Here is a 22740-nt window from a genome sequence, read left to right as displayed (position 1 = left end):
ACTTAATCATCTTTACCGAGCCCTAGAGACCATGACCGACCAGAACAGCGACCAGTACCGCATCGACGATGGCATGGAAGTGACGCTGCACTTCACCCTCAAGCTGGAAGACGGCACCGTGGTGGACTCCACCCGCGACAAGCAGCCCGCCGCCTTCCAGGTCGGCGACGGTAACCTGCCGCCGGGCTTCGAGCACCCCCTCAAGGGGCTGGCGGCCGGCGAGTCCGGCAGCTTCGAGATCACCCCGGAGCAGGCCTTCGGCCAGCACAACCCGCAGAACATCCAGCTGCTCAAGCGCGAGGACTTCGAGAGCGACGAGCCGGAAGTGGGGATGGTGATGTCGTTCGCCGATGCCGCCGGCGGCGAGCTGCCCGGCGTGATCAAGAGCATCGAGGGCGAGCAGGTGGAGGTGGACTTCAATCATCCGCTTGCCGGGCGTACCCTGACCTTCGAGGTGGAAGTGATCGACGTGAAGCCGGCCACCACCCACTGAGCCGTTCGGCGAAGGCTGCCGTTCACTGGTGGGAGCTGGGCTTTGCCCGGCGAATGGCGCCGCAGGCGCCCCGGCGGTGAGCAACCGCCTTTGGGGTCAGACCCCGGCGGTGATGGAAACGCTTATTTCGTGCACACAGACAGGCCTGGCACCCAGTGCCGGCAATCCGATACCGATGCTCTAGCATCAAGGCAAGGCAACCATGCAAATCAGGCTCGCCAACCCGCGCGGCTTCTGCGCCGGCGTCGATCGCGCCATCGAGATCGTCAACCGTGCGCTCGATGTGTTCGGCCCGCCGATCTACGTGCGCCACGAGGTGGTCCACAACCGTTTCGTGGTCGATACCCTGCGCGAGCGCGGTGCCGTCTTCGTCGAGGAGCTCCATGAAGTGCCCGACGACGTCATCGTGATCTTCTCTGCCCACGGCGTCTCCCGCGCCGTGCAGCTCGAGGCCGAGCGGCGGGGCCTCAAGGTGTTCGATGCCACCTGCCCGCTCGTCACCAAGGTGCACCTGGAGGTGCTGCGCTACGCCCGGCGCGGCCAGGAGTGCATCCTGATCGGCCACGCGGGCCATCCCGAGGTGGAAGGCACCATGGGGCGCTATGACACCACGCACGGCGGGGAGATCTACCTGGTGGAGGACGAGAAGGACGTGGCGAACCTGGAGGTGAAGGATCCCGGTCGGCTGGCCTTCGTCACCCAGACCACCCTCTCCATGGATGACACGGCCAAGGTGATCGACGCCCTGCGCGCCAAGTTCCCCGCCATCGAGGGGCCGCGCAAGGATGATATCTGCTACGCCACCCAGAATCGTCAGGACGCCGTGCGCGAGCTGGCCGCCGGCAGTGACCTGGTGCTGGTGGTGGGCAGCCCCAACAGCTCCAACTCCAACCGCCTGCGCGAGCTCTCCGAGCGGGTCGGCACCCCGGCCCACCTGATCGACAGTGCCGAGCAGATCGACGCCACCTGGCTGGACGGCGTGAGCCAGGTGGGCGTGACCGCCGGGGCCAGTGCCCCCGAGGTACTGGTGCAGGGCGTGATCGAACGGCTGCAGGCGCTGGGCGCCGAGGTGCCCGAAGAGCTCGATGGCCGTGCCGAGACCATCACCTTCTCGATGCCGCGGGAGTTGCGCGAGCGGGTGATCGCCAGCGACTAGGGTCGGCGAGCGGCCACTCACCGGCGCCGTTGGGCGCCCGGGGAACCTCAAGGCAGGAAGGCCGGGCTCGACGCCCGGCTTTTTTAGCCCTGTCCCCTATCGGGAACTAGATTCTTGATACATACTGAAACCAATTGTAACCACTCCATGGAGACGCGCCGCGTGACCGAGCAGAGCACCCGACGCAGGCCCCACGGCCCTTCAGGCATCACCCGGCGAGCCGCCGGCTTCACGCTCATCGAGCTGATGATTGCGGTAGCCGTGATCGCGATCCTCGCCTCGATCGCCTATCCCAGTTACACAAGGTACGTGGAGCGGGCGAGGGTCACGGATGGGCAGTCCGGTCTCATGCAGGCGGCTTCCGAGATGGAGCGTTGCTATACGGTATCCAGTACCTATCCAGCCACAGGTTGTCTGGTTACGACATCATCACCCGACGGAGTCTACCCAACGATCAGTCTTACTGAGTCGGGGACGACTTTTCGTCTAGAGGCAACGGGTGGAACTCGCGTGACGAATGGTTGCGCCACACTGTGGATCGAGAGTGACGGAGACCGTGGGCCGAATGCTTGCTGGTAAGCGCAGAAGCCAGAGTGGCTTCACCTTGATCGAATTGTTGGTCACGCTCGCTGTTGCCGTGATCCTGGCCACTGTCGCCGTGCCGGGGTTCCAGGGCATGATGGCGACCAACCGGCTGTCGGCTGATCATAATGAAATTCTTGCCGGGCTGAATTATGCCAGAAGCGAAGCGGTCAAGCGGCGCGAGAGCATCGTTTTCGCAGTTACCAGCGAGTCGCCATGGGAGTATCGCGTTTATCCAGCGGATGATACGAGCGACGTCCTGAGAAGACGGGAGGCCCGGGATGATCGAACTACTGTCACTTCTGGCTCCGTGGCGTTCAACCCCCTCGGCAGGCGGGCCAGCTGCTCCGACTGGACCGGGTGCACCCTCGCGGTCAGTTGGGGAAGCGACAGAACGAGTGGCATCGAGATTGGCCTGACCGGACGTGTCAGCAAGACGGATACCATTCCCGAATAGGGCGAGTATGAAAGTGACTAAAGGGACTCTCATGAGCAGGCCGTCATCCCGGGGGTTTACCCTGATCGAGGCGCTGATCGCCGTGCTGGTGCTGTCGCTCGGGTTGCTGGGCGTGGCGGCCATGCAGCTCAAGGCGGTACAGAGTGCTCACCTATCTTATCATCGCTCAATCGCCACCTTGGCAGCTCAGGATGTAGTGGAGAGGCTATGGGTGGAGCTGGGTGAAGCTCCACCAAACTGCCCGGATGCTTCTTTAGTGAATGGTACGGGAACTGAAAGCTGGCATGCAGAATGGATAAATCACTTGCCAAATCTCAGCAGCACGCCCGTGGCGAAGGTAGGATGTGAATACACTATAACAGTCGATTGGGATGATGCGCGATTTTCTGGTGAGAATGTGTCACAGCTTATATATATTGTTCGACTCCCTGGAGAATAACTATGTTTCGCCAACGTGAACCAGCGGCTCAAGCAGGCTTTACATTGGTAGAGCTGATGGTGGCTCTGGTGATTGGCTTGATTGTCATTCTGGGGGCTGGGCAGGTTTTCTTGATGGGGCTCCAGTCATTTCGGCATGCCGAGAGTCTGTCCGAGCGACAGCAAACTGTCCGGTTTCTATTTGATATTATTTCTTTGGATACCAGAACAGCTTCAGCTGTGCAAAGCAGTAACGGGGATGATGGAACGCTAATTCTGACTTATGGTGCAGGCGCTCGTGAAAGGGATCCTTACTGCGGGGCATCGTATGATCTTTTAAGTGTCATTTATGGTTTTAATGATGACGCGGGTGAGATTCGTGTAAGTTACAGTTGCAGCGATGCTCCGGGTGTCTATAGTAATGAGGAGGTTCTTGTTTCAGGGGTCAGTGATGTTGTTTTTTCCCCTAGTGTTTCAAGTAGCCATTTCGTTGATATTTTGATTAGTTTCGAAAAAGTTTTTGGTGAAGGTGACGTGGAGGAATTTAACCTTAAAGTTGCGAGGAGAGCATCGATAGCCTCCGTTCTATAATTTTTTTTGATAACGCGGGAGAATCAGATGGCTGAGCGTAATAATAGAGGTGCGGCGCTAGTCGTGACTCTTGTTCTCCTGGTTGTTGTGCTTCTGCTTGGGCTTTCTAGCATGAATTCAACCAGGCTGGATGAATCAATGGCTGGCAATCAACGTGCTGCCGTAGTTTCTCTAATGGCTGCTGAGTATGGTGCATCTACAGCATTTGATGAAGTGAGCGATATTTTTGGGGTGGGGGCATGTGGTTCAGATGAGACTACATCCTCAGGTGAAGTTCCTTCATCTCAGCAAGATGTCACATATGATTATGCTGTTTGTCGATCTGGTTCAGGGAATTTGTATTCCCTTTCAAGTGTTGGAAGAGTTGTTTCTGGAAATCAAGTAATTTCAGAGAAAGAGGTGCTGATCTATTACATAAAGGTCGGCGGGCTTTTGAGCCTTTCCCCGATTACGATACCGGGAAGTGTTACAGCATTTGAGTCGCCAAACTCAGATGCTTTTGGCGTGGAGGGTGAGACTGTGCTTGGTGTTACAAAGCCGGCAATATCTACGTCTACGCCTGAGGATAAAAAGTATATCGAGGATAGTATAGATCCTAAAAGGATTGATAATTACGAAGGTGGTATTTCAGGTGAGATTGATGTCGAAGTTCTGAGTGATGCCAATGAATTTCATCACTTCGTCAGTGCTATTTGGGATTTGGCCGCAGATGATAGGATTTTTTCCCCTGATGATTCTAATATAGATTTTGGTGACCGGCTAAATGAAGGGGATGAAGATAATCCTCCGATAAGCAAGTTGACTTTTATCGATGGTGATTATCAGGATTCCGGGAACTTTTCGGGCAGTGGGGTTTTGGTCGTAAAGGGGGATGCAGAATTTTCCGGGACACCTTCTTATGATGGGTTGATTATTGTTTTGGGGGATTATTCCATTGGTGGTGGTGGGGGTGGGCAGGGAGCATTTAATGGCTCCATACTCGTTTCCCCATACTCGAAGGTTATTGAGTCAGAAGAGGGAGAGAGTTATTCTCCAATTTCCGATGAATTGGATGCATTTCCTGGAAGTGATGATGCATTCTATACTTTCTCAGAGCCTGGGGCCAGCCTCGACTTTACCGGTGGTGGTACAGGGCTATATAATTATGATTTTGATGCTCTTGAAATGGCTTGCGTCCTTTTAGGCGAAGCGTGTTTTTTAGCAGATGGTGATGGAACGGGTGTCGCTGAAAGAGAGATTCTTGCTTGGCGGGAAGTAGTTGTTAAAGATTAGTTTATTCCAGCTTTGGTTGATGTCTCATTGTACATCGAGTATGTCGTTTTATCGTATATTTGATGTGAGCCGTCTGATTCCATGCTCGATTAACGAAGGATGTTGAGGTTGGCCTGAAAATTAAGTTGCTCAGCACCTCAGCCTGTCCTCATTAGCCCCCACCCTTACTTTCCCCATATTATTGACAATAACCTCCACACCTTCACCATCGCTCCCGCAGATGGTGAAGGTGCCGTTGTGTCCGCGTGACCAGCCGGTGGCCTGGTAGCGAACCGGATAGTCGCGGTTGAAGGTGGTGGCCGGGCCATCACTGCCCTCCAGCAGCTTGAGCAACACGGCGCCGGCCAGGTTGCCGCCGCTGGCCTGGCCCTCTACCACGGCCAGGGGCAGCGACCAGTCGCTGTCGTCACAATGGGTGGCCTCGGCAGAGGCCACCGGGCAGACGACGATGGTGGTGCGCCGGGTGATGGCGGTGTTGCGCGCCATGGCCAGCGCGGTTTTCAGGCGCAGGACCTCGGCGGCGACCTCGTTCCTGGCGGCGAAGCTCTGGAAGCCGGGAATGGCCCAGGTGACCAGGATGGCGAGCACGGCGATGGCGACGATGAGCTCGATCAAGGTCAGGCCACTCTGACGGCGGCAGGGCCGCTGCGGCTTTGCCTGCGTGGCGGCGCTGCCGGTATGGTAATGGCCGGCTTGCTGCCGGGAATGGTGCGAGGCGGGATGCATGATGCCCCTCCCTGGGTGTGCCTCGGAACTGTCGGTGGTCCTTTCACCCTAGCCCGGGAGCGCGAGCCTTCTGTCAGCCAAAACGGACAATTGCCGTGAGTGAATTCCTTGTCGTGGGTGGCGGCGTCATCGGCATGATGACGACGCTGCAACTGGCCGATGCCGGCCATTCGGTGACCCTGCTCGAACGCGGCGACTGCGGTCGCGAGGCGTCGTGGGCCGGCGGCGGTATCGTCTCGCCGCTCTACCCCTGGCGGTACAGCGCACCGATCTCGCGTCTCTCCACCTGGTCCGAGGGTTTCTATCCGGAACTGGCCCTGCGCCTGCTGGAGGAGACCGGCATCGACCCGGAGTATCGCCAGAAGGGGCTCCTCTACCTGCGTGTCGACGACGAGGCGCGCGCCATGGCCTGGGCGCGGGAGGTGGGCAAGCCCCTCGAGCGGGTCGATGCCGACTTCCTCTACGCCAAGGAGCCCGGGGCGGCGCCGGGCCTTGCCGAGGCCCTGTGGATGCCGACGCTGGGCAGCATCCGCAACCCGCGGCTGCTGCAGGCACTGCGCGCGCGGCTGGCCGCCATGCCCAGGGTCACCCTGCGCGAGCGTAGCGAGGTCACGGGCTTCGACGTGGCGGGCGGGCGGATTGCCGCGGTTCGCACCTCGGCCGGGCCGGTGCCGGGCGACCAGGTGATCGTCTGTGGCGGTGCCTGGGCGGCCGGCCTGCTGGCGCCGTTCGATGTGCGGCTGCCGGTGCGCCCCGTGAAGGGGCAGATGATCCTGTTCAAGGCGCCGCCGGGGCTGGTGAAGCGCGTGGTGCTGATGGATGGGCGCTACGTGATTCCCCGGGCGGATGGCCGGGTGCTGGCCGGCTCCACCCTCGAGGAGACGGGCTTCGACCAGTCGACCTCGAACGAGGCCCGGCAATCGCTGTGGCAGAGTGCGGTGTCGATCATCCCGGCGCTGGCCGACTGCGAGGTGGCGCATCACTGGGCGGGGCTGCGCCCGGGGTCACCGGACGGGGTGCCCTTCATCGGTGCGGTACCGGGTGTGGATAACCTGAGCGTGAACGCCGGGCACTATCGCAACGGCCTGGTGCTGGCCCCGGCATCGACCCGGCTGCTGGTGGATCAGCTGCTCGGGCGCGAGCCGGCCATCGAGCCGGCGCCGTATCGGCTGGAAGGGCGGCTGTCGGAGGCTGCGGGGGCGGATCCCGGTCCCGCATCCGCGGGCTGAACGCGCGATACGGGCCTGGTGGGTCGGCGGGGCCTGGGCCCCGCCGGCACTGGCGCTACTCGCTCTTCTGCTCTTCCAGGTACTTGTCGCGATGGGCGCTGCTGCAGAACCATTCGCCCCGGTCGCGCAGCGCCTCGCTCTCCGGCACATGGACCTTGCACCAGGTGCAGCGCACCATCTGGCCACCCTCCTGGTTCTCGTCGCCCTCGAGCAGTTCCTCTCGGTCGAGCTTCCAGTCCCGGTACATGCGGTAGAGCTTGAGGCCGGCGAAGAACAGCACGGCGAAGATGATCAGGCGAATGAGCAACAGGTTCATCCTTTGTGAGACTCCCTGGTGAAGGTCGGCCGCCTTTGCCACTCGGCCGCCCTTGCGGGACAATGACGGTATCCAACGATTCTCGAGAGATTTCTACGCCCATGCAAGACCTGACGCTGGTGATGGCTCAGCTTGACCCGCTGGTCGGGGACATTCCCGGCAACACCGACCGTGCCATCGAGGCCGTGCGCGAGGCCCGCATCGAGCATGGTGCCGACATCGTGGTGCTGCCCGAGCTGTTCCTGACCGGCTATCCGCCGGAAGACCTGCTGTTGCGGCCTGCCATGGAGACCCGCCTGCGCCATGCGCGTACCCGCATGGCCGAGAAGGTGGTTCGCGACGTGCTGGTGATCGTCGGCTACCCCGGTCGCCGGGCGGGCAAGACCTGGAACCTGGCCGGCGTGCTCTACAACGGCGAGTGGCTCGACGAGTACGCCAAGCAGGCACTGCCCAACTACCAGGTGTTCGACGAGCAGCGCTACTTCAGTGCCGGCGACCGCAGCGTGGTGATCGACCACAAGGGGGCGAAGCTGGGCCTGCTGATCTGCGAGGACCTGTGGAACGGCGAGCCGGTGCGGTCGGCCAAGGCGGCTGGCGCCCAGATCCTGGTCAGCCTCAATGCCTCGCCGTTCCACCAGGACAAGCCCGCCGAGCGCCTGCGGCTGCTAGAGGAGCGGGCCGCCGAGGTGTCGCTGCCGCTCATCTACGTCAACATGATCGGCGGACAGGACGAACTGGTGTTCGATGGCGGCTCGGCCTGCGTGGATGCCGCGGGCGAGATCTGCGTGCAGGCGCCGCACTGGGCGGTGGGCCTGATGCCGGTGCAGTTCGTCCACCACAAGGGCCGGTGGGTGCCCCGGCCCGGCGAGACCGACCCCGAGGTGGAGCCGGAGGAGAACCTCTACTGTGCCCTGGTCACCGGGCTTCGCGACTACGTCAACAAGAGCGGTTTCGAGGGCGTGGTGCTGGGGCTTTCCGGCGGCATCGACTCGGCCCTGTCGCTGGCCATCGCCGTCGATGCCCTGGGGCCGCAGCGGGTGCATGCGGTGATGATGCCCTATCACTACACGGCGGATATCTCGAAGGAGGATGCCGCGGAGCAGGCAAAGCTGCTCGGCGTCGACTACGAGGTGATGCCCATCGAGCCGATGGTCGAGGCCTTCATGTCGACCCTGGCGGAGAGCTTCGCCGGCACCGAGCGGGACACCACCGAGGAGAACCTGCAGTCGCGCTGCCGCGGCGTGCTGCTGATGGCGATCTCCAACAAGAAGGGCCTGATGGTGCTGACCACCGGCAACAAGAGCGAGATGGCGGTGGGCTACGCGACCCTCTACGGCGACATGGTGGGTGGCTACAACGCCATCAAGGACGTCTACAAGACCTGGGTCTATCGTCTGGCACGCTGGCGCAACACCCAGTCGCCGGCGATCCCCGAGCGGGTCATCGAGCGGCCGCCCTCCGCGGAACTGGCGCCGGACCAGAAGGACAGCGATAGCCTGCCGGACTACGATGTGCTCGATGCCATCCTGGTGCGCTACATCGAGGGTGACATGAGCGCCGAGGCGATCATCGAGGCGGGCTTCGAGCGTGACGACGTCTACAAGGTGGTCAAGCTGGTCGATCGCTGCGAGTACAAGCGTCGTCAGGCCCCGGTGGGCGTGCGCGTCACCCCGCGAGGCTTCGGCCGCGACCGCCGCTACCCCATCGTCAACGGCTGGCAGCCGGGGGAGTAACGGCGGCGAGTGCAGGGCTGGCAGGAACGCCACCGTCCCCCCGGGCGGTGGCGTTTCGGTTTGCGGCGGCCGACGGAGTCGATGGGGCCTTCAGGCCGGCACCGGCCCCGGCCTGCTCGCGTGGAAGCGCCAGGTGTTGCGTCCCTCGGCCTTGGCGCGATACATCGCCGAGTCGGCGGCATGCAGCAGGCTGTCTCCATTGACGCCGTCCGTCGGGTGGAGGGCGATGCCTATCGAGACGCCGATGGTCACCTGGGTGCCGTCGATGGTGAACGGCATTGTCAGGGCCTCGACCACATTGGCGGCAACCCTGTCGGCGTTATCCGCGGTGTGAACGGGGTCCACCACGATCACGAACTCGTCACCGCCCAGCCGTGCCAGCATGTCCTCGGCCCGCAGGTTGGCCCGCAGGCGTTCGCTGACGGCCTGCAGGAGGGTGTCCCCTGCCTGGTGGCCGAGCGTATCGTTGACCTCCTTGAAGTGGTCCAGGTCCATGAAGAGCACCGCCAGCTGCCTGCCGGCAAGGCGCGCGCGGTGAATGGCCCGTTCCAGGTGCTGCTCCAGCTGGGTGCGGTTGGGCAGGCCGGTGAGCTCATCGTGGAACGCCTGGCGGCGCACCACCTCTTCGGCGGCCTTCTGCTCGGTGACGTCGTTGAAGATGTGGATATAGCGGAGCGTCTCGCCGCTGTCGTTGCGTACGGCACTGACGGTCTGCAGCGCCACCAGAATATCCCCGTTGGCGCAGCGGTAGCGGACCTCGCCCTGCCAGGTCCCCTTGCGTTCGAGCTGTTGCAGGTCATGTTTCAGCCGCTCCGGGCTCGAGGTGTTGCAGTCCAGCAGCGCTTTCATCGGCCGACCGGTCAGCTCCTGGGCAGCGTAGCCCAGGTGGCTGGCGAAGGCCGGGTTGGCTTCGATGATGGTATGGTCCGGACTGGTGATGGCGATCGCCTCGTGAGCGCAACGAAAGACGCTGGCGGCCAGGCGAAGTTTCTGCTGCGAGCCTTCCAGCTCATGGGCCTGGCTGTCCACCCGGGCCAGCAGGGGGTGCAGGGCACGGCTGACCACCCAGGTGCCTCCCAGGGCCAGCAGCAGTATGGCCAGCGCTGGCCACAGCAGCAGCTGCAGGGCCTCGTGGTGAAAGCGTCGTGAAGGCAGTTCCACCAGCAGGTGCCACCCCTGTTCACCCAGCGGGGCCTCGAGGGTGACCTGAATCCTGTCTTCGCTGTCGCCCGGGGAGCTGGCGGGGCTCACGACTGGCCCTTCCGGCCCCAGCGTCAGCTCCTGCTGGCCGCTGGTCGTGCGCAGCCGCATCCTGGCGCCCTCACCGAAGCGTTCCGTATTGGCCAGCAAGTCCAGCAGGGGCTCGGCATGGAAGAAGACGATGTCCCGGCCGATACGCTCTCCCTCGGGGGTGAGGATCGGCGAGCAGCTCTGCATCAGCAATTCCCCGTCGTCCAGCAGGTGGACGCGGCAGGGATAGCCCTCCTGCGGGGGGTGCGATGGCGCCGCCTCGGCCGGGGTCGTGCCGATGCGCGAGACGAGCTCGCCGTCGGGGCCCTGGCGGATCAGGCCGGCCATGTCCGGGGCCTGGGCCATGGCGTCGGCCAGGCGCGGGGTGGTGAAACTCGACAGCGCCGCCAGCGAGATGTCTCCACGGCCATAGGCCTCCAGGCGGTGGCGAATCTCCGTGCGGCCGGCGAGCTGGCGAGCGATATCCTGATAGCGCTTGAACTGATGGTGGAGGGCGTCCGCCTGGGATTCCACGCTGAGCTGGCTGGTGTGCTCGATGCTGCTGCGCACGGAGTGATAGAAGGGCAGGGCGGTGATCAGCCCGGCCAGCAGGGCGGTGGCCAGGATGCCCAGCGCCGCCAGGGAACGGATACGCCGGTGCACGCGACGGATGAAGCGCGTCGAGGGGGAGGGGGTGGCTGTCGTCATGGGGCTCGGGTCGGCGCTTCCCGGTGGGTGGTGCGTCCGACTATTGGATTTCTTTCAAGGATACCCTGTTCGGTGCTTGCCGGGCACCGGAGGGTTTCAACGAAGGCCCCGCCAGCCTGGCTGGCGGGGCCGGAAGGTGTGCCGGGCGTCAGGCCGAGAGCGACTGGGCGCCGACATGCCTCGGCTGGAAGGTGCGGCCGCGCAGCTGCTCGTGGCGCGGGGCGTTGTCGATCAGTACCTGGAGGGTCTCGCGGGCGCGGTCGCGCATCTCCAGGCCCAGGTAGCCTTCCACCATCACCGCCAGGGCGTCGCGGGTGGCCTCGGTTTTCGGGTAGTTCTCGATCACCCAGCGGCCGCGCTCGATGGCGGCCAGGTAGGCGCCCTTGCGCAGGTAGAAGTCGGCCACATGCAGCTCATGTCGGGCCATCAGGTTGCGCAGGTAGACGATGCGCTGCTCGGCATCCGGGGCGTAGGCGCTGTCGGGGTAGAGCCGGACCAGTTCGCTGAAGTCGGTGTAGGCGTCTCGCGAGGCGCCCAGGTCACGCTTGGAGATATCGATCAGGCGCAGCCGCTCGAGGCTGAAGCGGCCGGCCTGCCAGGCGGCCAGGCCGCGCATGTAGAGCGCGTAGTCGGCCTGGGGATGGCTGGGGTGCAGGCGAATGAAGCGACTGGCGGCGGCGCGGGTGGCCTCCCAGTCGTTGGTCTCGTAGTAGGCGTAGATCAGCTCCAGCTGGGCCTGCTCGGCGTGGTTGCCGAACGGGAAGCGGGTGTCGATGGCCTCCAGCCGGGAGATCGCCGTGGGATAGCGGCCACGATCCAGGGCGTCACGTGCCTCTTCGTAGAGTTCGCGTTCGGCGATGCCGGCAAACTCGTCTTCCTCTTCCTGGGTACCGTTGCTGGCACAGCCTGCGAGCAGGGCGGTGGCCAACACCAGGGCCGCAAGGCGTGCAGGGGTGGTGAAAACGCGCATCGTGATCCTCGTATCAAACAACCCGGTTTGGCCGTGGTAGAATCGGCCGCAAGCTCGCTCACTATAAAGCACCGCGCGGCAAAACGCAGTCATCCTGCACCACTTGCGTCATCCCATCCGACTCCTGCACACGGGCCTCTCTCTCGCTCATGCCCAAGACTCTGGAAGTACAGCAGCGCGTTCCCGATGCCATGGCCGGCCTGCGCCTCGACCAGGCCGCCGCCGAACTCTTCGCCGACTTCTCCCGGGAGCGCCTCAAGGGCTGGATCAAGGCCGGGGCCCTGACGGTCGACGGCAGCCCGGCAAGGCCCAGGGACAAGGTCCATGGTGGCGAGCAGCTGTACCTGCTGGCCGAGATCGAGGACGACACCCGCTTCGAGCCCGAGGACATTCCGCTGGAGGTGGTCTTCGAGGACGACGAGGTGCTGGTCATCGACAAGCCGGCGGGGCTGGTGGTCCACCCGGCCGCCGGCAATCCCGACGGCACCCTGCTCAATGCGCTGCTGCACCACTGTCCGGCGCTGGCCGGCGTGCCGCGGGCGGGTATCGTCCACCGTCTCGACAAGGACACCACCGGGCTGATGGTGGTGGCCAAGACCCTGGCCGCCCAGACCTCGCTGGTCGAGCAGCTCCAGGCGCGCACGGTCTCCCGCGAGTACGATGCCGTGTCGGTCGGGGTGATGACCGCCGGCGGCACCCTGGATGCGCCCATCGGCCGCCACCCGCGCGATCGCAAGCGCCAGGCGGTGAATGCCTCCGGCAAGCCGGCGGTGACCCACTACCGGGTGGTGGAGCGCTTCCGCGCCCATACCCATGTGCGCTGCCGGCTGGAGACCGGCCGTACCCACCAGATCCGCGTGCACCTGGCACACCTGCGCTTTCCCCTGGTGGGCGATCCCGTCTACGGCGGGCGGCTCAAGCTGCCGCCGGGCGCCTCCGAGGAGCTCAAGACGCTGCTGCGCGAGTTTCCCCGCCAGGCCCTGCATGCCCGCAAGCTGGCCTTCGTGCATCCGGCCAGCGGCGAGCGGATGGCCTTTCGTGCGCCGCTGCCGGATGACATGCTGATGCTGCTCGACTACCTCCGCGACGACGTCGAGACCATGCGTTGAGGACCCCGCAATGAGCGATGCCCCGGACCTGCGTCCGACCCTGATCCTGCCCGACTGGCCGGCTCCCGCCACCGTGGGTGCCTTCGTCACCACCCGCGAGACGGGGCCGAGCCAGGGGGACTTCGCCGCCTTCAACCCGGCCGAGCATGTCGGCGACAACGCGGCCCACGTGGCCCTGTGCCGGCGGCTGCTGCAGAAGGAACTCAAGGACGAGCGGCCGCTGCTGTGGCTGAACCAGGTGCATGGCGCGCGAGTGCAGCAACGCTACGCGGCCGAGCCACCCGAGGCCGACGCCGCGGTGGCCTTCGACCAGGGCCATGCCTGCGTGGTGCTCACCGCCGATTGCCTGCCGGTGTTCTTCTGCGACCGCCGTGGCCAGCGCGTTGGGGTGGCCCATGCCGGCTGGCGCGGACTGGCCGGGGGCGTGCTCGAGGCCTCGGTGGCGGCGCTGGGCGTGCCGCCGGAAGAGTTGCTGGCCTGGCTGGGTCCGGCGATCTCCAACGCCCAGTTCGAGGTGGGCCCCGAGGTGCAGCAGGCCTTCGTCGGCGTGCATCCGGAGACCACCGAGGCCTTCGAGCCGAGCCCCTACCGCCTCGGCCACTACATGGGCGACCTCTACAAGCTGGCGCGCCTGCGCCTCGAACGGCTCGGGGTCTCGCACATCAGCGGTGGGCATTTCTGTACCGCCTGCGAGTCGCGCTTCTACTCCCATCGCCGCGACGACGGCCGGACCGGCCGCATGGCCAGCGTGATCTGGCTCCGCTGACCCCTTCGGGGAGCCGGAAGCTCCAAGCTTCAAGCGGTAAGAAAACCCTTGTTGAAAGGGCTGGTGGCTGCAAGCCGGCTTACGGCTTACGGCTTTGACTTGCGTCAACCCGATACCCGCTTCCTCTGGCCGCCGACTTGAAAGCGGCCCATCCTGACTCCATTGAGTGTGTCAAGACGAATCGACAGGGACGAGCGGCGTGTCCGAACGCGTCGCCACCCCGATGGAGGAAAAAGCGAATGCGTTTCGACAAGTTCACCGCCAAGCTGCAGAACGCCGTGGCCGATGCCCAGTCCCTGGCCGTGGGGCGCGGACACAACCAGCTCGAGCCCGGCCACCTGCTGCTGGCGCTGCTCGAGGCCACCGACACCGGCGTGAAGGCGCTGGTGCAGAAGGCCGGCGGCGATGCCGCCCGGCTGCGCGATGGCCTGGCGGGTCACCTCGACGACCTGCCCAGGGTCGCCCAGTTCGACGGCGAGGTGCAGCCCTCCCGCGACCTGATCAAGCTGTTCAACCTCACCGACCGCGAGGCCCAGAAGCGCGGCGACCAGTACATCGCCAGCGAGCTGGTGCTGCTGGCCGCGCTGGAGATGGGCCATGCGGTGACCAAGCTGCTGACCCAGGCCGGTGTGACCCGCAAGGCGCTGGAGACCGCCGTCGAGAGCGTGCGCGGCGGCGAGAGGGTCGAGGATCCCAACGCCGAGGACCAGCGCGAGGCGCTTGAGAAGTACACCCTGGACCTCAACGAGCGGGCGGCCAGCGGCAAGATCGACCCGGTGATCGGCCGCGACGACGAGATCCGCCGTACCATCCAGGTGCTGCAGCGGCGCACCAAGAACAACCCGGTGCTGATCGGCGAGCCCGGCGTGGGCAAGACCGCCATCGTCGAGGGCCTGGCCCAGCGCATCGTCGACGGCGAGGTGCCGGAAGGGCTCAAGGACAAGCGGGTGCTCTCGCTGGACATGGGCGCGCTGCTGGCCGGGGCCAAGTTCCGCGGCGAGTTCGAGGAGCGCCTCAAGTCGGTGCTCAAGGAGCTGGCCCAGGAGGAGGGCCGGGTGATCCTGTTCATCGACGAGCTGCATACCATGGTCGGCGCCGGCAAGGCCGAGGGCTCCATGGACGCCGGCAACATGCTCAAGCCGGCGCTGGCCCGCGGCGAGCTGCACTGCGTGGGCGCCACCACGCTCGACGAGTACCGCAAGTACATCGAGAAGGACGCCGCCCTGGAGCGCCGCTTCCAGAAGGTGCTGGTGGACGAGCCCTCCGAGGAGGACACCGTGGCGATCCTGCGCGGCCTCAAGGAGCGCTACGAGGTGCACCACGGCGTCGACATCACCGACGGGGCGATCATCGCCGCGGCCAAGCTGTCGACCCGCTACATCACCGACCGCCAGCTGCCCGACAAGGCCATCGACCTGATCGACGAGGCCTCCTCGCGCATCCGCATGGAGCTCGACTCCAAGCCCGAGGAGATGGACCGCCTCGACCGCCGGCTGATCCAGTTGAAGATGGAGCGCGAGCACCTCAAGAAGGAGACCGACGAGGCCTCGAGGAAGCGCCTCGAGAGCCTCGAGGAGCAGATCGGCGAGCTCGAGCGCGAGTACGCCGACCTCGACGAGATCTGGAAGGCCGAGAAGGCCAGCATCCAGGGCGCGGCCCAGTTCAAGGATGCGCTCGACAAGGCCCGCATCGACCTGGAGCAGGCGCGTCGCCAGGGCGACCTGGGGCGCATGTCCGAGATCCAGTACGGGGTGATTCCCGACCTGGAGAAGAAGATCGCCGAGGCCGGCGAGGCCGAGGCCGATACCTCCAAGCACCAGCTGCTGCGCTCCAACGTCACCGAGGAGGAGATCGCCGAGGTGGTCTCGCGCTGGACCGGCATCCCGGTGGCCAAGATGCTCGAGGGCGAGCGTGACAAGCTGCTGCGCATGGAGGAGGCGTTGCACGAGCGGGTGATCGGCCAGGACGAGGCGGTGACCGCCGTGGCCAACGCCGTGCGCCGCTCCCGTGCCGGCCTGGCCGACCCCAACCGGCCCAACGGCTCCTTCCTGTTCCTCGGCCCCACCGGGGTGGGCAAGACGGAGCTGTGCAAGTCGCTGGCCCACTTCCTCTTCGACACCGAGGAGGCGATGGTGCGCATCGACATGTCGGAGTTCATGGAGAAGCACTCCGTGGCGCGGCTGATCGGTGCCCCTCCCGGCTATGTCGGCTACGAGGAGGGCGGCTACCTGACCGAGGCGGTGCGTCGCAAGCCCTACTCGGTGCTGCTGCTCGACGAGGTGGAGAAGGCCCATGCCGACGTCTTCAACATCCTGCTGCAGGTGCTGGAGGACGGCCGTCTGACCGATGGCCAGGGGCGTACCGTGGACTTCCGCAACACCGTGATCGTGATGACCTCCAACATGGGCTCGGACATCATCCAGCGCATGGGGGGCGACGACTCGGACTACGCGCAGATGAAGGAGATGGTGATGGCGGTGGTCAGCGACCACTTCCGTCCCGAGCTGATCAACCGCATCGACGAGGTGGTGGTGTTCCACGCCCTCGGCCAGGCGCAGATCCAGGCCATCGCCGCCATCCAGCTCGACCGCCTGCGGGCACGGCTGGCCGAGCACGACCTCTCCCTCGAGGTCAGCGATGCCGCCATGGCCCAGCTGGCCGAGGCGGGGTTCGACCCGGTGTTCGGCGCGCGGCCGCTCAAGCGGGCGATCCAGAGCCGCATCGAGAACCCGCTGGCCCAGGACCTGCTGGCCGGCAAGTTCTCACCGGGCGACGTCATCCACGTCGAGGCGGAGGGTGATCAGCTGGTGTTCCAGAGCTGAGCCTAACAAAGCGTTACCTTGCCGACCGGGCACCCGGTCGGCGGCGGGCTACACTGAAAATCAGGTTGCGTCCTGTAACCCCTTGCCCGCCGGTTCCCCATGCCGGCGGGCCCTTTTTGCCCCTCGGCAGGCGTCTTGCGGACGCGATCGCGCCGGAAACGCCTTGCCGAATCCCCTGCCATGGACTACCCGAGCGGCCCGGGCGGTTGACACCGTCGAGATGCTAATGGAATCTTGACCGTTCCTGATTGCGGGCGCGGGCTCCTGCGGGTGACCCCCCACTACCGCGCGAAGGGTAGGCCCCATGGCCTCTACCCGCCGAAGGACTTCCAGGTTCGGGCCAACCGCTCGTCCTGGCCAACGCCCCGACGCGGCGATCCGCCGCGATAGGGAAGTGTCGATTCATGTCGCATTGAGTCAGCCTTCCCGAATGAGAGTGCAGGCCCCAACAGGGCTATTTGCCAGGGTTTGGCATCAGGTGCCGGCGTGTCCGGCAGCGGCATACCGCCGCACTCGACCCCGCTCGCCGTACGGGCGAAGCGGATCGCACTCGAGACCTCCAGGGGAGATACACTAGTGGAACTGCTTTCCGGCGCGGATATGATCGCCCGCTTCCTCCAGGATGAGGGCGTCGAATATATCTATGGTTATCCCGGCGGCGCTGCGCTGCACATCTACGATGCCCTGTTCCGCCAGGACAAGGTCAAGCACATCCTGGTGCGCCACGAACAGGCCGCGACCCACGCCGCCGACGGCTATGCCCGGGCCTCGGGCAAGCCCGGCACGGTGCTGGTGACCTCGGGGCCCGGCGCGACCAACGCGGTCACCGGCATTGCCACCGCCTACATGGACTCGATCCCGATGGTGGTGCTGTGCGGTCAGGTGATGAGCCACCTGATCGGCGACGATGCCTTCCAGGAGACCGACATCATCGGCGTCACCCGTCCGATCGTGAAGCACAGCTTCTCGATCAGGCACCCGACCGAGATTCCGGAGGTGCTCAAGAAGGCCTACTACCTGGCCTCGACCGGACGTCCCGGCCCCGTGGTGGTGGACATTCCCAAGGACATGACCGCCCCCACCGAGCGCTACGAGTACGTCTATCCGAAGAAGGTCAAGATGCGCTCGTACAACCCGGTCACCCGTGGTCATACCGGCCAGATCAAGAAGGCCGTGGAGATGATGCTCAAGGCCAAGCGCCCGGTGTTCTACACCGGCGGCGGCGTGGTCACCGGCCGGGCCTGCGAAGGGCTCACCGACCTGGTCAAGCGGCTGGGCTACCCGATCACCACCACCCTGATGGGTATCGGCGCCTACCCGCAGAGCGACCGCCAGTGCCTCGGCTGGCTGGGCATGCACGGCTCCTATGAATCGAACATGGCCATGCACCATGCCGACCTGATCATCGCCATCGGCGCGCGCTTCGATGACCGGGTGACCAACAACACCTCCAAGTTCTGTCCCACGGCCAAGATCATCCACGTGGACATCGATCCCAGTTCGGTCTCCAAGACCGTGCGGGCCGACGTGCCCATCGTTGGCCCCGCTGCCAGCGTGATCGACGAGATGATCAGCCTGGTGCAGGGCAAGGAGATCGCCAACCCCGAGGCCCTGGCCGAGTGGTGGCAGAAGATCGATGGCTGGCGCGAGGAGCGGGCCGACAAGCTCTACGAGCCGTCGCAGCCCGGCGAGGCGATCAAGCCCCAGGAGGTCATCGAGGCACTGTGCCGGATCACCCGCGGCGAGGCCTACGTGACCACCGACGTGGGCCAGCACCAGATGTTCGCGGCCCAGTACTACAAGTTCGACAAGCCCAACCGTTTCATCACCTCCGGCGGGCTCGGCACCATGGGCTTCGGCTTCCCGGCGGCCATGGGCATCAAGCAGAACTTCCCGGACGAGCAGGTGATCTGCGTCACCGGCGAGGGCAGCTTCCAGATGATGATGCAGGAGCTGTCGACCTGTAAGCAGTTCGGCGGTGGCGTGAAGATCGTCAACCTGAACAACGCCTCGCTGGGCATGGTGCGCCAGTGGCAGGACCTGAACTACAAGTCCCGCCATGCGCACTCCTACATGGAGTCGTTGCCCGACTTCCAGAAACTGATCGAATCCTATGGCTTCACCGCGCTGAAGGTCGAGACCCTCGACCAGCTCGAGCCGGCACTGGAAAGGACCTTTGCCGACAAGCACGAGCTGGTGTTCCTCGACGTCGCCGTGGACCCGCACGAGCACGTCTATCCGATGCAGGTGCCCCTGGGCTCCATGCGTGACATGCTGCTTTCGAAGACGGAGCGGACCTGATGCGCCATATCATCTCGATCCTGATGGAAAACGAACCGGGCGCCCTGTCACGCGTGGTGGGGCTGTTCTCTCAGCGCAACTTCAACATCGAGACGCTGAACGTGGCGCCCACCGAGGACCCGAGCCTGTCGCGGTTGACCGTGACCACCGTGGGCGATGACCGGGTGATCGAGCAGATCACCAAGCACCTCAACAAGCTGATCGACGTGGTCAAGCTGGTCGACCTCACCGAGGGCAACCACATCGAGCGCGAGCTGATGCTGGTCAAGGTCAAGGCGCTGGGCGCGGCCCGCGACGAGGTCAAGCGCACGGTGGACATCTTCCGCGCCCAGATCGTCGATGTCTCGCCGAGCCTCTACACCGTGCAGATCACCGGCGATGCCGGCAAGCTGGATGCCTTCCTGCAGGCCATGGCGCCGGTGGGCATCCTCGAGGTGGCGCGCACCGGGGTGTCGGGGATTGCCCGCGGCGACAAGGTGCTCTCGCTTTGATTGACGACCGCGTTCACTCGTAACGTGAAGCCTTGCCCGATACAGCATTGTCGCTGAATGCTTCAGGCCGCCCTCCAGGGCGGCCTTTTCATCAGCGCTCCACCACCTCGTCCCATAGCGCGCGGATCAGTGGGCTCCTCAGGCGCCGCTCCAGCACGCAGAGGCCGACGTCGTAGTGGGGCAGTTCCGGCTTCACCGGCAGTACCCGCACCCGCTCCACCAGCGGGCTGTTGTCGAGCACGATCTTCGGCACCACGCCGACCCCGAACCCGAGCCCCACCATGCTGACGATCGCCTCGTGGCCCGCCACCTGGGCATAGATGCGTGGCGCGATGCCGAGTGCCCTGAACCAGGTGTCGCTGTATTTCCGCGACAGTCCGGCCTCCGAGAGGATCATCGGTACCTCGCGCCACTGCTCGGCACTGGGCGACTCCGGGGTGGCCGGTATCCAGTCGTGCCGGTCATGGGGCGCGATGAACACCAGTGGCGAGCGGGTCAGCGACTTGAAGGCCAGCGCCTCCGGGGCCTGGCGGGGGCGGGGCGTGATCGCCATGTCCTCGTCGCCGGCGAGCACCCGTGCCATGGCCTCGGCGGGGTCGCCGGTGTGCAGCTTGAGCTCGATGCCCGGGTGGCGGGTGCGGAACTCGCTGAGCAGCTCGTAGAGGAAGCTGTAGCTGGCGGTCACCGAGCAGTAGACGCTGATCTCGCCGGTCAGGAGCTGGGCCTCGCTGTTCAGGGACAGGCGCAGCTGTTCCCACTGGGCCAGGGTCTCCCGGGCGAAGCGCTGGAAGGTCTCGCCGTGCCGGGTCAGCGCCACATGGCGGTTGTCGCGCTCGAACAGGCGGGCGCCGCCCAGGCTCTCCTCCAGCTGGCGGATCGAGCGGGACAGCGTCGAGGGGCTGACATGACAGGCATCGCTGGCGCGCCCGAAGTGCAGGGTATCGGCCAGGGCCAGGAAGTGTCGGAGGGGGCGCATGTCCATCCGGACAGTATTGCATATTTCGGCATGTATTGTTGCAAATATCGCGTTTTACGCAACGGGGCGACTGGCGTAAGGTGTCGGCATCGGTCAACGCAATCCCAGCGCCGCGACAGACGGTGCGGGTGGCCATCAACGCTGATTCCCTTACCCACCCCTTCCTCACAGGAGCACATCATGCGCGTCTACTACGACAAGGACTGCGACCTCTCCCTCATCCAGGGCAAGAAGGTCACCATCGTGGGCTACGGTTCCCAGGGTCATGCCCACGCCAACAACCTCAAGGAGTCCGGCGTCGACGTCACCGTCGCCCTGCGCGCCGGTTCCTCCTCCGCCGCCAAGGCCGAGGCCGCCGGCCTGAAGGTCGCCTCCGTCGAGGAGGCCAGCAAGAGCGCCGACATGGTGATGATCCTGGCGCCGGACGAGAACCAGAAGGCGATCTACGAGAACCAGGTCGAGCCGAACCTCAGGGAGGGCGCGACCCTGGCCTTCGCTCACGGCTTCAACATCCACTACAACCAGATCGAGCCGCGCAGGGATCTGGACGTGGTGATGATCGCCCCCAAGGCGCCGGGGCACACCGTGCGCTCCGAGTTCGTGCGTGGCGGCGGCATCCCCGACCTGATCGCCATCCACCAGGATGCCTCCGGCACCGCCAAGGAGCTCTCGCTCTCCTACGCGGCGGCCATCGGCGGCGGTCGCAGCGGCATCATCGAGACCACCTTCAAGGACGAGACCGAGACCGACCTCTTCGGCGAGCAGGCCGTGCTGTGCGGCGGTGCCGTCGAGCTGGTCAAGGCCGGCTTCGAGACCCTGACCGAGGCGGGCTATGCGCCGGAGATGGCCTACTTCGAGTGTCTCCACGAGCTCAAGCTGATCGTCGACCTGATGTACGAAGGCGGCATCGCCAACATGAACTACTCCATCTCCAACAATGCCGAGTATGGCGAGTACGTGACCGGCCCGGAGGTGATCAATGAGCAGTCACGCGAGGCGATGCGCCATGCGCTCAAGCGTATCCAGACCGGCGAGTACGCCAAGATGTTCATCAACGAGGGGAACACCAACTACCCGTCGATGACGGCGCGCCGCCGCCTGAACGCCGAGCACGAGATCGAGCAGGTCGGCGCCAAGCTGCGCGGCATGATGCCGTGGATCGCTGCCAACCAGCTGGTCGACAAGTCCAAGAACTGATCGCCATCGGCGGCGTTGCCGGCAACGAGGGCGCGGATATCCGCGCCCTCGTGTCGTTGTGGGGGCGACTGGCCATGACGCCAGACATGGTCGAGCCGGCACCACCGTGTAGAATGGGGCCATCACCCGAGAGCGAACCCCTTCAGGCAACGGACGAGGCGAATGAGTCAGGACCCCCGCAATACCGAGCATGACGCCCACCGGTCTGGTGCAGAACAGGGACGGACCGCCCCCGGCGCTGCGGAGCCGCCGCCCGCCGAGGAGGACCTTGCCGCGACCTTCGTTCGCGAGACCGAGGTCATCGAGGAGTCCATCGAGGATGGCAGGAAGGTCCGGCGCAAGGGGATCTACCTGCTGCCCAACCTCTTCACCACCTCGGCGCTTTTCGCCGGCTTCTTCGCCGTGGTGGCAGGTATCAACGGCGATTTCACCGCGGCGGCGGTGGCCATCTTCATCGCCATGGTGCTCGATGGCCTGGATGGGCGAGTGGCGCGGATGACCAATACCCAGAGCGCCTTCGGGGCCGAGTATGACAGTCTTTCCGACATGCTCTCCTTCGGCGTGGCGCCGGCCCTGGTATCCTTCACCTGGATCCTGCAGGACATCGGCAAGACCGGCTGGGTGGTGGCCTTCCTCTACGTGGCCTGTGCCGCGCTGCGCCTGGCGCGCTTCAACGTGCAGATCGGCAGCGTCGACAAGAAGTGGTTCATCGGCCTGCCGAGCCCGTCGGCCGCGGCCTTCGTCGCCGCCAGCGTCTGGACCTTCCACAGCTTCGATGCCGAGGCCTTCGGCTTCAAGTTGCTGATGTTGATGGTGGTGGCCGCCGCCGGGGTGCTGATGGTCAGCAACATTCGCTACTACAGCTTCAAGGATATCGACCTCAAGGGGCCGGTGCCCTTCGTGGTGCTGCTGGCCATCGTGCTGGGTTTCGTGGTGATCTCGGTGGAACCCTCGGTGATGCTGCTGCTGCTCTTCGGTACCTACGTGGCCTCGGGGCCAGTGATGGCGATGATGCGCAAGATGAAGCACTCGCCGCCCGCCGATTGAGCCGCCACTGCGACGCCCGCCCTGCGCGGGCGTTGTCGTCCTCGAGGCAAGGGAATCCATCCACAGGCGGTGGTCGTCTGCCGGGCCTGTGGATAGTGGGTTTCACAGGCTCTTCGCCTTTCCGCCATGCGTTCGAAACTTTTCTCCACGT

General features: G+C 64.7%; 21 protein-coding genes. 16 read left to right on the top strand and 5 right to left on the bottom strand.

The window, feature by feature from the left end; genetic code table 11:
- Nucleotides 1-31 precede the first annotated feature (31 nt).
- From fkpB to ACOMD9_RS16640, 7 genes are all read left to right on the top strand, one after another.
- On the top strand, nucleotides 32-493 hold the full coding sequence (fkpB, locus tag ACOMD9_RS16670) for an FKBP-type peptidyl-prolyl cis-trans isomerase (RefSeq protein WP_421417104.1): 462 nt from the start codon (nucleotides 32-34) through the stop codon (nucleotides 491-493).
- A 202-nt stretch (nucleotides 494-695) separates the two neighbouring features.
- On the top strand, nucleotides 696-1649 hold the full coding sequence (gene ispH / locus ACOMD9_RS16665; RefSeq protein ID WP_421417102.1) for a 4-hydroxy-3-methylbut-2-enyl diphosphate reductase: 954 nt from the start codon (nucleotides 696-698) through the stop codon (nucleotides 1647-1649).
- 147 nt (nucleotides 1650-1796) lie between these two features.
- Nucleotides 1797-2228 carry a type IV pilin protein gene (locus ACOMD9_RS16660; protein ID WP_421417101.1) on the top strand — a complete coding sequence of 144 codons (432 nt, stop codon included), beginning with the start codon at nucleotides 1797-1799 and terminating at the stop codon, nucleotides 2226-2228.
- Nucleotides 2215-2688, top strand: coding sequence for a GspH/FimT family pseudopilin (locus ACOMD9_RS16655; protein WP_421417100.1), 474 nt, complete (start codon nucleotides 2215-2217; stop codon nucleotides 2686-2688). Before ACOMD9_RS16660 ends, ACOMD9_RS16655 begins: the two co-directional genes overlap by 14 nt.
- 31 nt (nucleotides 2689-2719) lie before the next feature.
- Nucleotides 2720-3127, top strand: a complete 408-nt coding sequence (gene pilV / locus ACOMD9_RS16650) for a type IV pilus modification protein PilV (RefSeq protein ID WP_421417099.1) — start codon at nucleotides 2720-2722, stop codon at nucleotides 3125-3127.
- Nucleotides 3128-3129: 2 nt separating this feature from the next.
- The gene (locus ACOMD9_RS16645; protein WP_421417097.1) at nucleotides 3130-3696 is read left to right on the top strand and encodes a PilW family protein; all 567 of its coding nucleotides are present in this window, start codon (nucleotides 3130-3132) and stop codon (nucleotides 3694-3696) included.
- Nucleotides 3697-3723: 27 nt separating this feature from the next.
- Nucleotides 3724-4968, top strand: a complete 1245-nt coding sequence (locus tag ACOMD9_RS16640) for a PilX N-terminal domain-containing pilus assembly protein (protein WP_421417096.1) — start codon at nucleotides 3724-3726, stop codon at nucleotides 4966-4968.
- Nucleotides 4969-5097: 129 nt separating this feature from the next.
- Here ACOMD9_RS16640 and ACOMD9_RS16635 read toward each other — a convergent pair whose 3' ends face one another.
- Entirely contained in the window at nucleotides 5098-5694 is a 597-nt protein-coding gene (locus ACOMD9_RS16635; RefSeq protein ID WP_421417095.1) for a GspH/FimT family pseudopilin, read from the bottom strand.
- A gap of 95 nt (nucleotides 5695-5789) precedes the next feature.
- On the opposite strand from ACOMD9_RS16635, the gene thiO reads away from it, so the two are divergent.
- The gene (gene thiO / locus ACOMD9_RS16630; RefSeq protein WP_421417093.1) at nucleotides 5790-6923 is read left to right on the top strand and encodes a glycine oxidase ThiO; all 1134 of its coding nucleotides are present in this window, start codon (nucleotides 5790-5792) and stop codon (nucleotides 6921-6923) included.
- Nucleotides 6924-6978: 55 nt separating this feature from the next.
- On the opposite strand, the gene ACOMD9_RS16625 is transcribed toward thiO, so the two are convergent.
- Nucleotides 6979-7239 carry a PP0621 family protein gene (locus ACOMD9_RS16625; RefSeq protein WP_421417091.1) on the bottom strand — a complete coding sequence of 87 codons (261 nt, stop codon included), beginning with the start codon at nucleotides 7237-7239 and terminating at the stop codon, nucleotides 6979-6981.
- Between the two features lie 101 nt (nucleotides 7240-7340).
- Here ACOMD9_RS16625 and ACOMD9_RS16620 point away from each other — a divergent pair, with 101 nt between their 5' ends.
- The gene (locus ACOMD9_RS16620) at nucleotides 7341-8972 is read left to right on the top strand and encodes an NAD+ synthase (protein WP_421417090.1); all 1632 of its coding nucleotides are present in this window, start codon (nucleotides 7341-7343) and stop codon (nucleotides 8970-8972) included.
- Nucleotides 8973-9062: 90 nt separating this feature from the next.
- Here the strand turns inward: ACOMD9_RS16620 and ACOMD9_RS16615 are convergent, their stop codons facing one another.
- Nucleotides 9063-10910 (bottom strand): diguanylate cyclase domain-containing protein, encoded by a 1848-nt coding sequence (locus ACOMD9_RS16615; protein WP_421417088.1) that lies wholly within the window; start codon nucleotides 10908-10910, stop codon nucleotides 9063-9065.
- 148 nt (nucleotides 10911-11058) lie between these two features.
- Nucleotides 11059-11880 (bottom strand): outer membrane protein assembly factor BamD, encoded by an 822-nt coding sequence (locus ACOMD9_RS16610; RefSeq protein ID WP_421417087.1) that lies wholly within the window; start codon nucleotides 11878-11880, stop codon nucleotides 11059-11061.
- 149 nt (nucleotides 11881-12029) lie between these two features.
- Here ACOMD9_RS16610 and rluD point away from each other — a divergent pair, with 149 nt between their 5' ends.
- From rluD to ilvN, 5 genes are all read left to right on the top strand, one after another.
- Nucleotides 12030-12989, top strand: coding sequence for a 23S rRNA pseudouridine(1911/1915/1917) synthase RluD (gene rluD / locus ACOMD9_RS16605; RefSeq protein ID WP_421417085.1), 960 nt, complete (start codon nucleotides 12030-12032; stop codon nucleotides 12987-12989).
- A gap of 10 nt (nucleotides 12990-12999) precedes the next feature.
- Nucleotides 13000-13755, top strand: coding sequence for a peptidoglycan editing factor PgeF (gene pgeF / locus ACOMD9_RS16600; protein WP_421417084.1), 756 nt, complete (start codon nucleotides 13000-13002; stop codon nucleotides 13753-13755).
- A gap of 239 nt (nucleotides 13756-13994) precedes the next feature.
- Nucleotides 13995-16577 (top strand): ATP-dependent chaperone ClpB, encoded by a 2583-nt coding sequence (gene clpB / locus ACOMD9_RS16595; RefSeq protein WP_421417082.1) that lies wholly within the window; start codon nucleotides 13995-13997, stop codon nucleotides 16575-16577.
- A 576-nt stretch (nucleotides 16578-17153) separates the two neighbouring features.
- On the top strand, nucleotides 17154-18878 hold the full coding sequence (locus ACOMD9_RS16590; RefSeq protein WP_421417081.1) for an acetolactate synthase 3 large subunit: 1725 nt from the start codon (nucleotides 17154-17156) through the stop codon (nucleotides 18876-18878).
- Nucleotides 18878-19369 carry an acetolactate synthase small subunit gene (gene ilvN, locus ACOMD9_RS16585; protein WP_421417079.1) on the top strand — a complete coding sequence of 164 codons (492 nt, stop codon included), beginning with the start codon at nucleotides 18878-18880 and terminating at the stop codon, nucleotides 19367-19369. The genes ACOMD9_RS16590 and ilvN overlap by 1 nt, the downstream gene beginning before the upstream one ends.
- Before the next feature lie 91 nt (nucleotides 19370-19460).
- Here ilvN and ilvY read toward each other — a convergent pair whose 3' ends face one another.
- Nucleotides 19461-20351 (bottom strand): HTH-type transcriptional activator IlvY, encoded by an 891-nt coding sequence (ilvY, locus tag ACOMD9_RS16580; RefSeq protein WP_421417077.1) that lies wholly within the window; start codon nucleotides 20349-20351, stop codon nucleotides 19461-19463.
- Nucleotides 20352-20525: 174 nt separating this feature from the next.
- Between ilvY and ilvC the strand changes: the two genes are divergently transcribed.
- The gene (ilvC, locus tag ACOMD9_RS16575) at nucleotides 20526-21542 is read left to right on the top strand and encodes a ketol-acid reductoisomerase (RefSeq protein ID WP_421417076.1); all 1017 of its coding nucleotides are present in this window, start codon (nucleotides 20526-20528) and stop codon (nucleotides 21540-21542) included.
- A gap of 162 nt (nucleotides 21543-21704) precedes the next feature.
- Nucleotides 21705-22589, top strand: a complete 885-nt coding sequence (gene pssA / locus ACOMD9_RS16570; protein WP_421417075.1) for a CDP-diacylglycerol--serine O-phosphatidyltransferase — start codon at nucleotides 21705-21707, stop codon at nucleotides 22587-22589.
- Nucleotides 22590-22740 lie beyond the last annotated feature (151 nt).

Origin of the sequence: Halomonas terrestris (assembly GCF_049166755.1) — a bacterium.
Lineage (GTDB): Bacteria > Pseudomonadota > Gammaproteobacteria > Pseudomonadales > Halomonadaceae > Halomonas.
Note: the sequence above shows the minus strand (reverse complement) of the source record. Positions and strands in the feature narration are given on the sequence as shown.

What these genes read in the sequence shown, in the direction of transcription:
- ACOMD9_RS16660 (WP_421417101.1), top strand. Translation starts at nt 1,797, where the DNA reads ATGGAGACGCGCCGCGTGACCGAGCAGAGCACCCGACGCAGGCCCCAC.
- ACOMD9_RS16640 (WP_421417096.1), top strand. Translation starts at nt 3,724, where the DNA reads ATGGCTGAGCGTAATAATAGAGGTGCGGCGCTAGTCGTGACTCTTGTT.
- ACOMD9_RS16620 (WP_421417090.1), top strand. Translation starts at nt 7,341, where the DNA reads ATGCAAGACCTGACGCTGGTGATGGCTCAGCTTGACCCGCTGGTCGGG.
- ACOMD9_RS16645 (WP_421417097.1), top strand. Translation starts at nt 3,130, where the DNA reads ATGTTTCGCCAACGTGAACCAGCGGCTCAAGCAGGCTTTACATTGGTA.
- pssA (WP_421417075.1), top strand. Translation starts at nt 21,705, where the DNA reads ATGAGTCAGGACCCCCGCAATACCGAGCATGACGCCCACCGGTCTGGT.
- ilvN (WP_421417079.1), top strand. Translation starts at nt 18,878, where the DNA reads ATGCGCCATATCATCTCGATCCTGATGGAAAACGAACCGGGCGCCCTG.
- ilvC (WP_421417076.1), top strand. Translation starts at nt 20,526, where the DNA reads ATGCGCGTCTACTACGACAAGGACTGCGACCTCTCCCTCATCCAGGGC.
- fkpB (WP_421417104.1), top strand. Translation starts at nt 32, where the DNA reads ATGACCGACCAGAACAGCGACCAGTACCGCATCGACGATGGCATGGAA.
- clpB (WP_421417082.1), top strand. Translation starts at nt 13,995, where the DNA reads ATGCGTTTCGACAAGTTCACCGCCAAGCTGCAGAACGCCGTGGCCGAT.
- ACOMD9_RS16655 (WP_421417100.1), top strand. Translation starts at nt 2,215, where the DNA reads ATGCTTGCTGGTAAGCGCAGAAGCCAGAGTGGCTTCACCTTGATCGAA.
- pgeF (WP_421417084.1), top strand. Translation starts at nt 13,000, where the DNA reads ATGAGCGATGCCCCGGACCTGCGTCCGACCCTGATCCTGCCCGACTGG.
- ACOMD9_RS16635 (WP_421417095.1), bottom strand. Translation starts at nt 5,694, where the DNA reads ATGCATCCCGCCTCGCACCATTCCCGGCAGCAAGCCGGCCATTACCAT.
- ilvY (WP_421417077.1), bottom strand. Translation starts at nt 20,351, where the DNA reads ATGGACATGCGCCCCCTCCGACACTTCCTGGCCCTGGCCGATACCCTG.
- ACOMD9_RS16625 (WP_421417091.1), bottom strand. Translation starts at nt 7,239, where the DNA reads ATGAACCTGTTGCTCATTCGCCTGATCATCTTCGCCGTGCTGTTCTTC.
- ACOMD9_RS16610 (WP_421417087.1), bottom strand. Translation starts at nt 11,880, where the DNA reads ATGCGCGTTTTCACCACCCCTGCACGCCTTGCGGCCCTGGTGTTGGCC.
- rluD (WP_421417085.1), top strand. Translation starts at nt 12,030, where the DNA reads ATGCCCAAGACTCTGGAAGTACAGCAGCGCGTTCCCGATGCCATGGCC.
- pilV (WP_421417099.1), top strand. Translation starts at nt 2,720, where the DNA reads ATGAGCAGGCCGTCATCCCGGGGGTTTACCCTGATCGAGGCGCTGATC.
- ispH (WP_421417102.1), top strand. Translation starts at nt 696, where the DNA reads ATGCAAATCAGGCTCGCCAACCCGCGCGGCTTCTGCGCCGGCGTCGAT.
- ACOMD9_RS16615 (WP_421417088.1), bottom strand. Translation starts at nt 10,910, where the DNA reads ATGACGACAGCCACCCCCTCCCCCTCGACGCGCTTCATCCGTCGCGTG.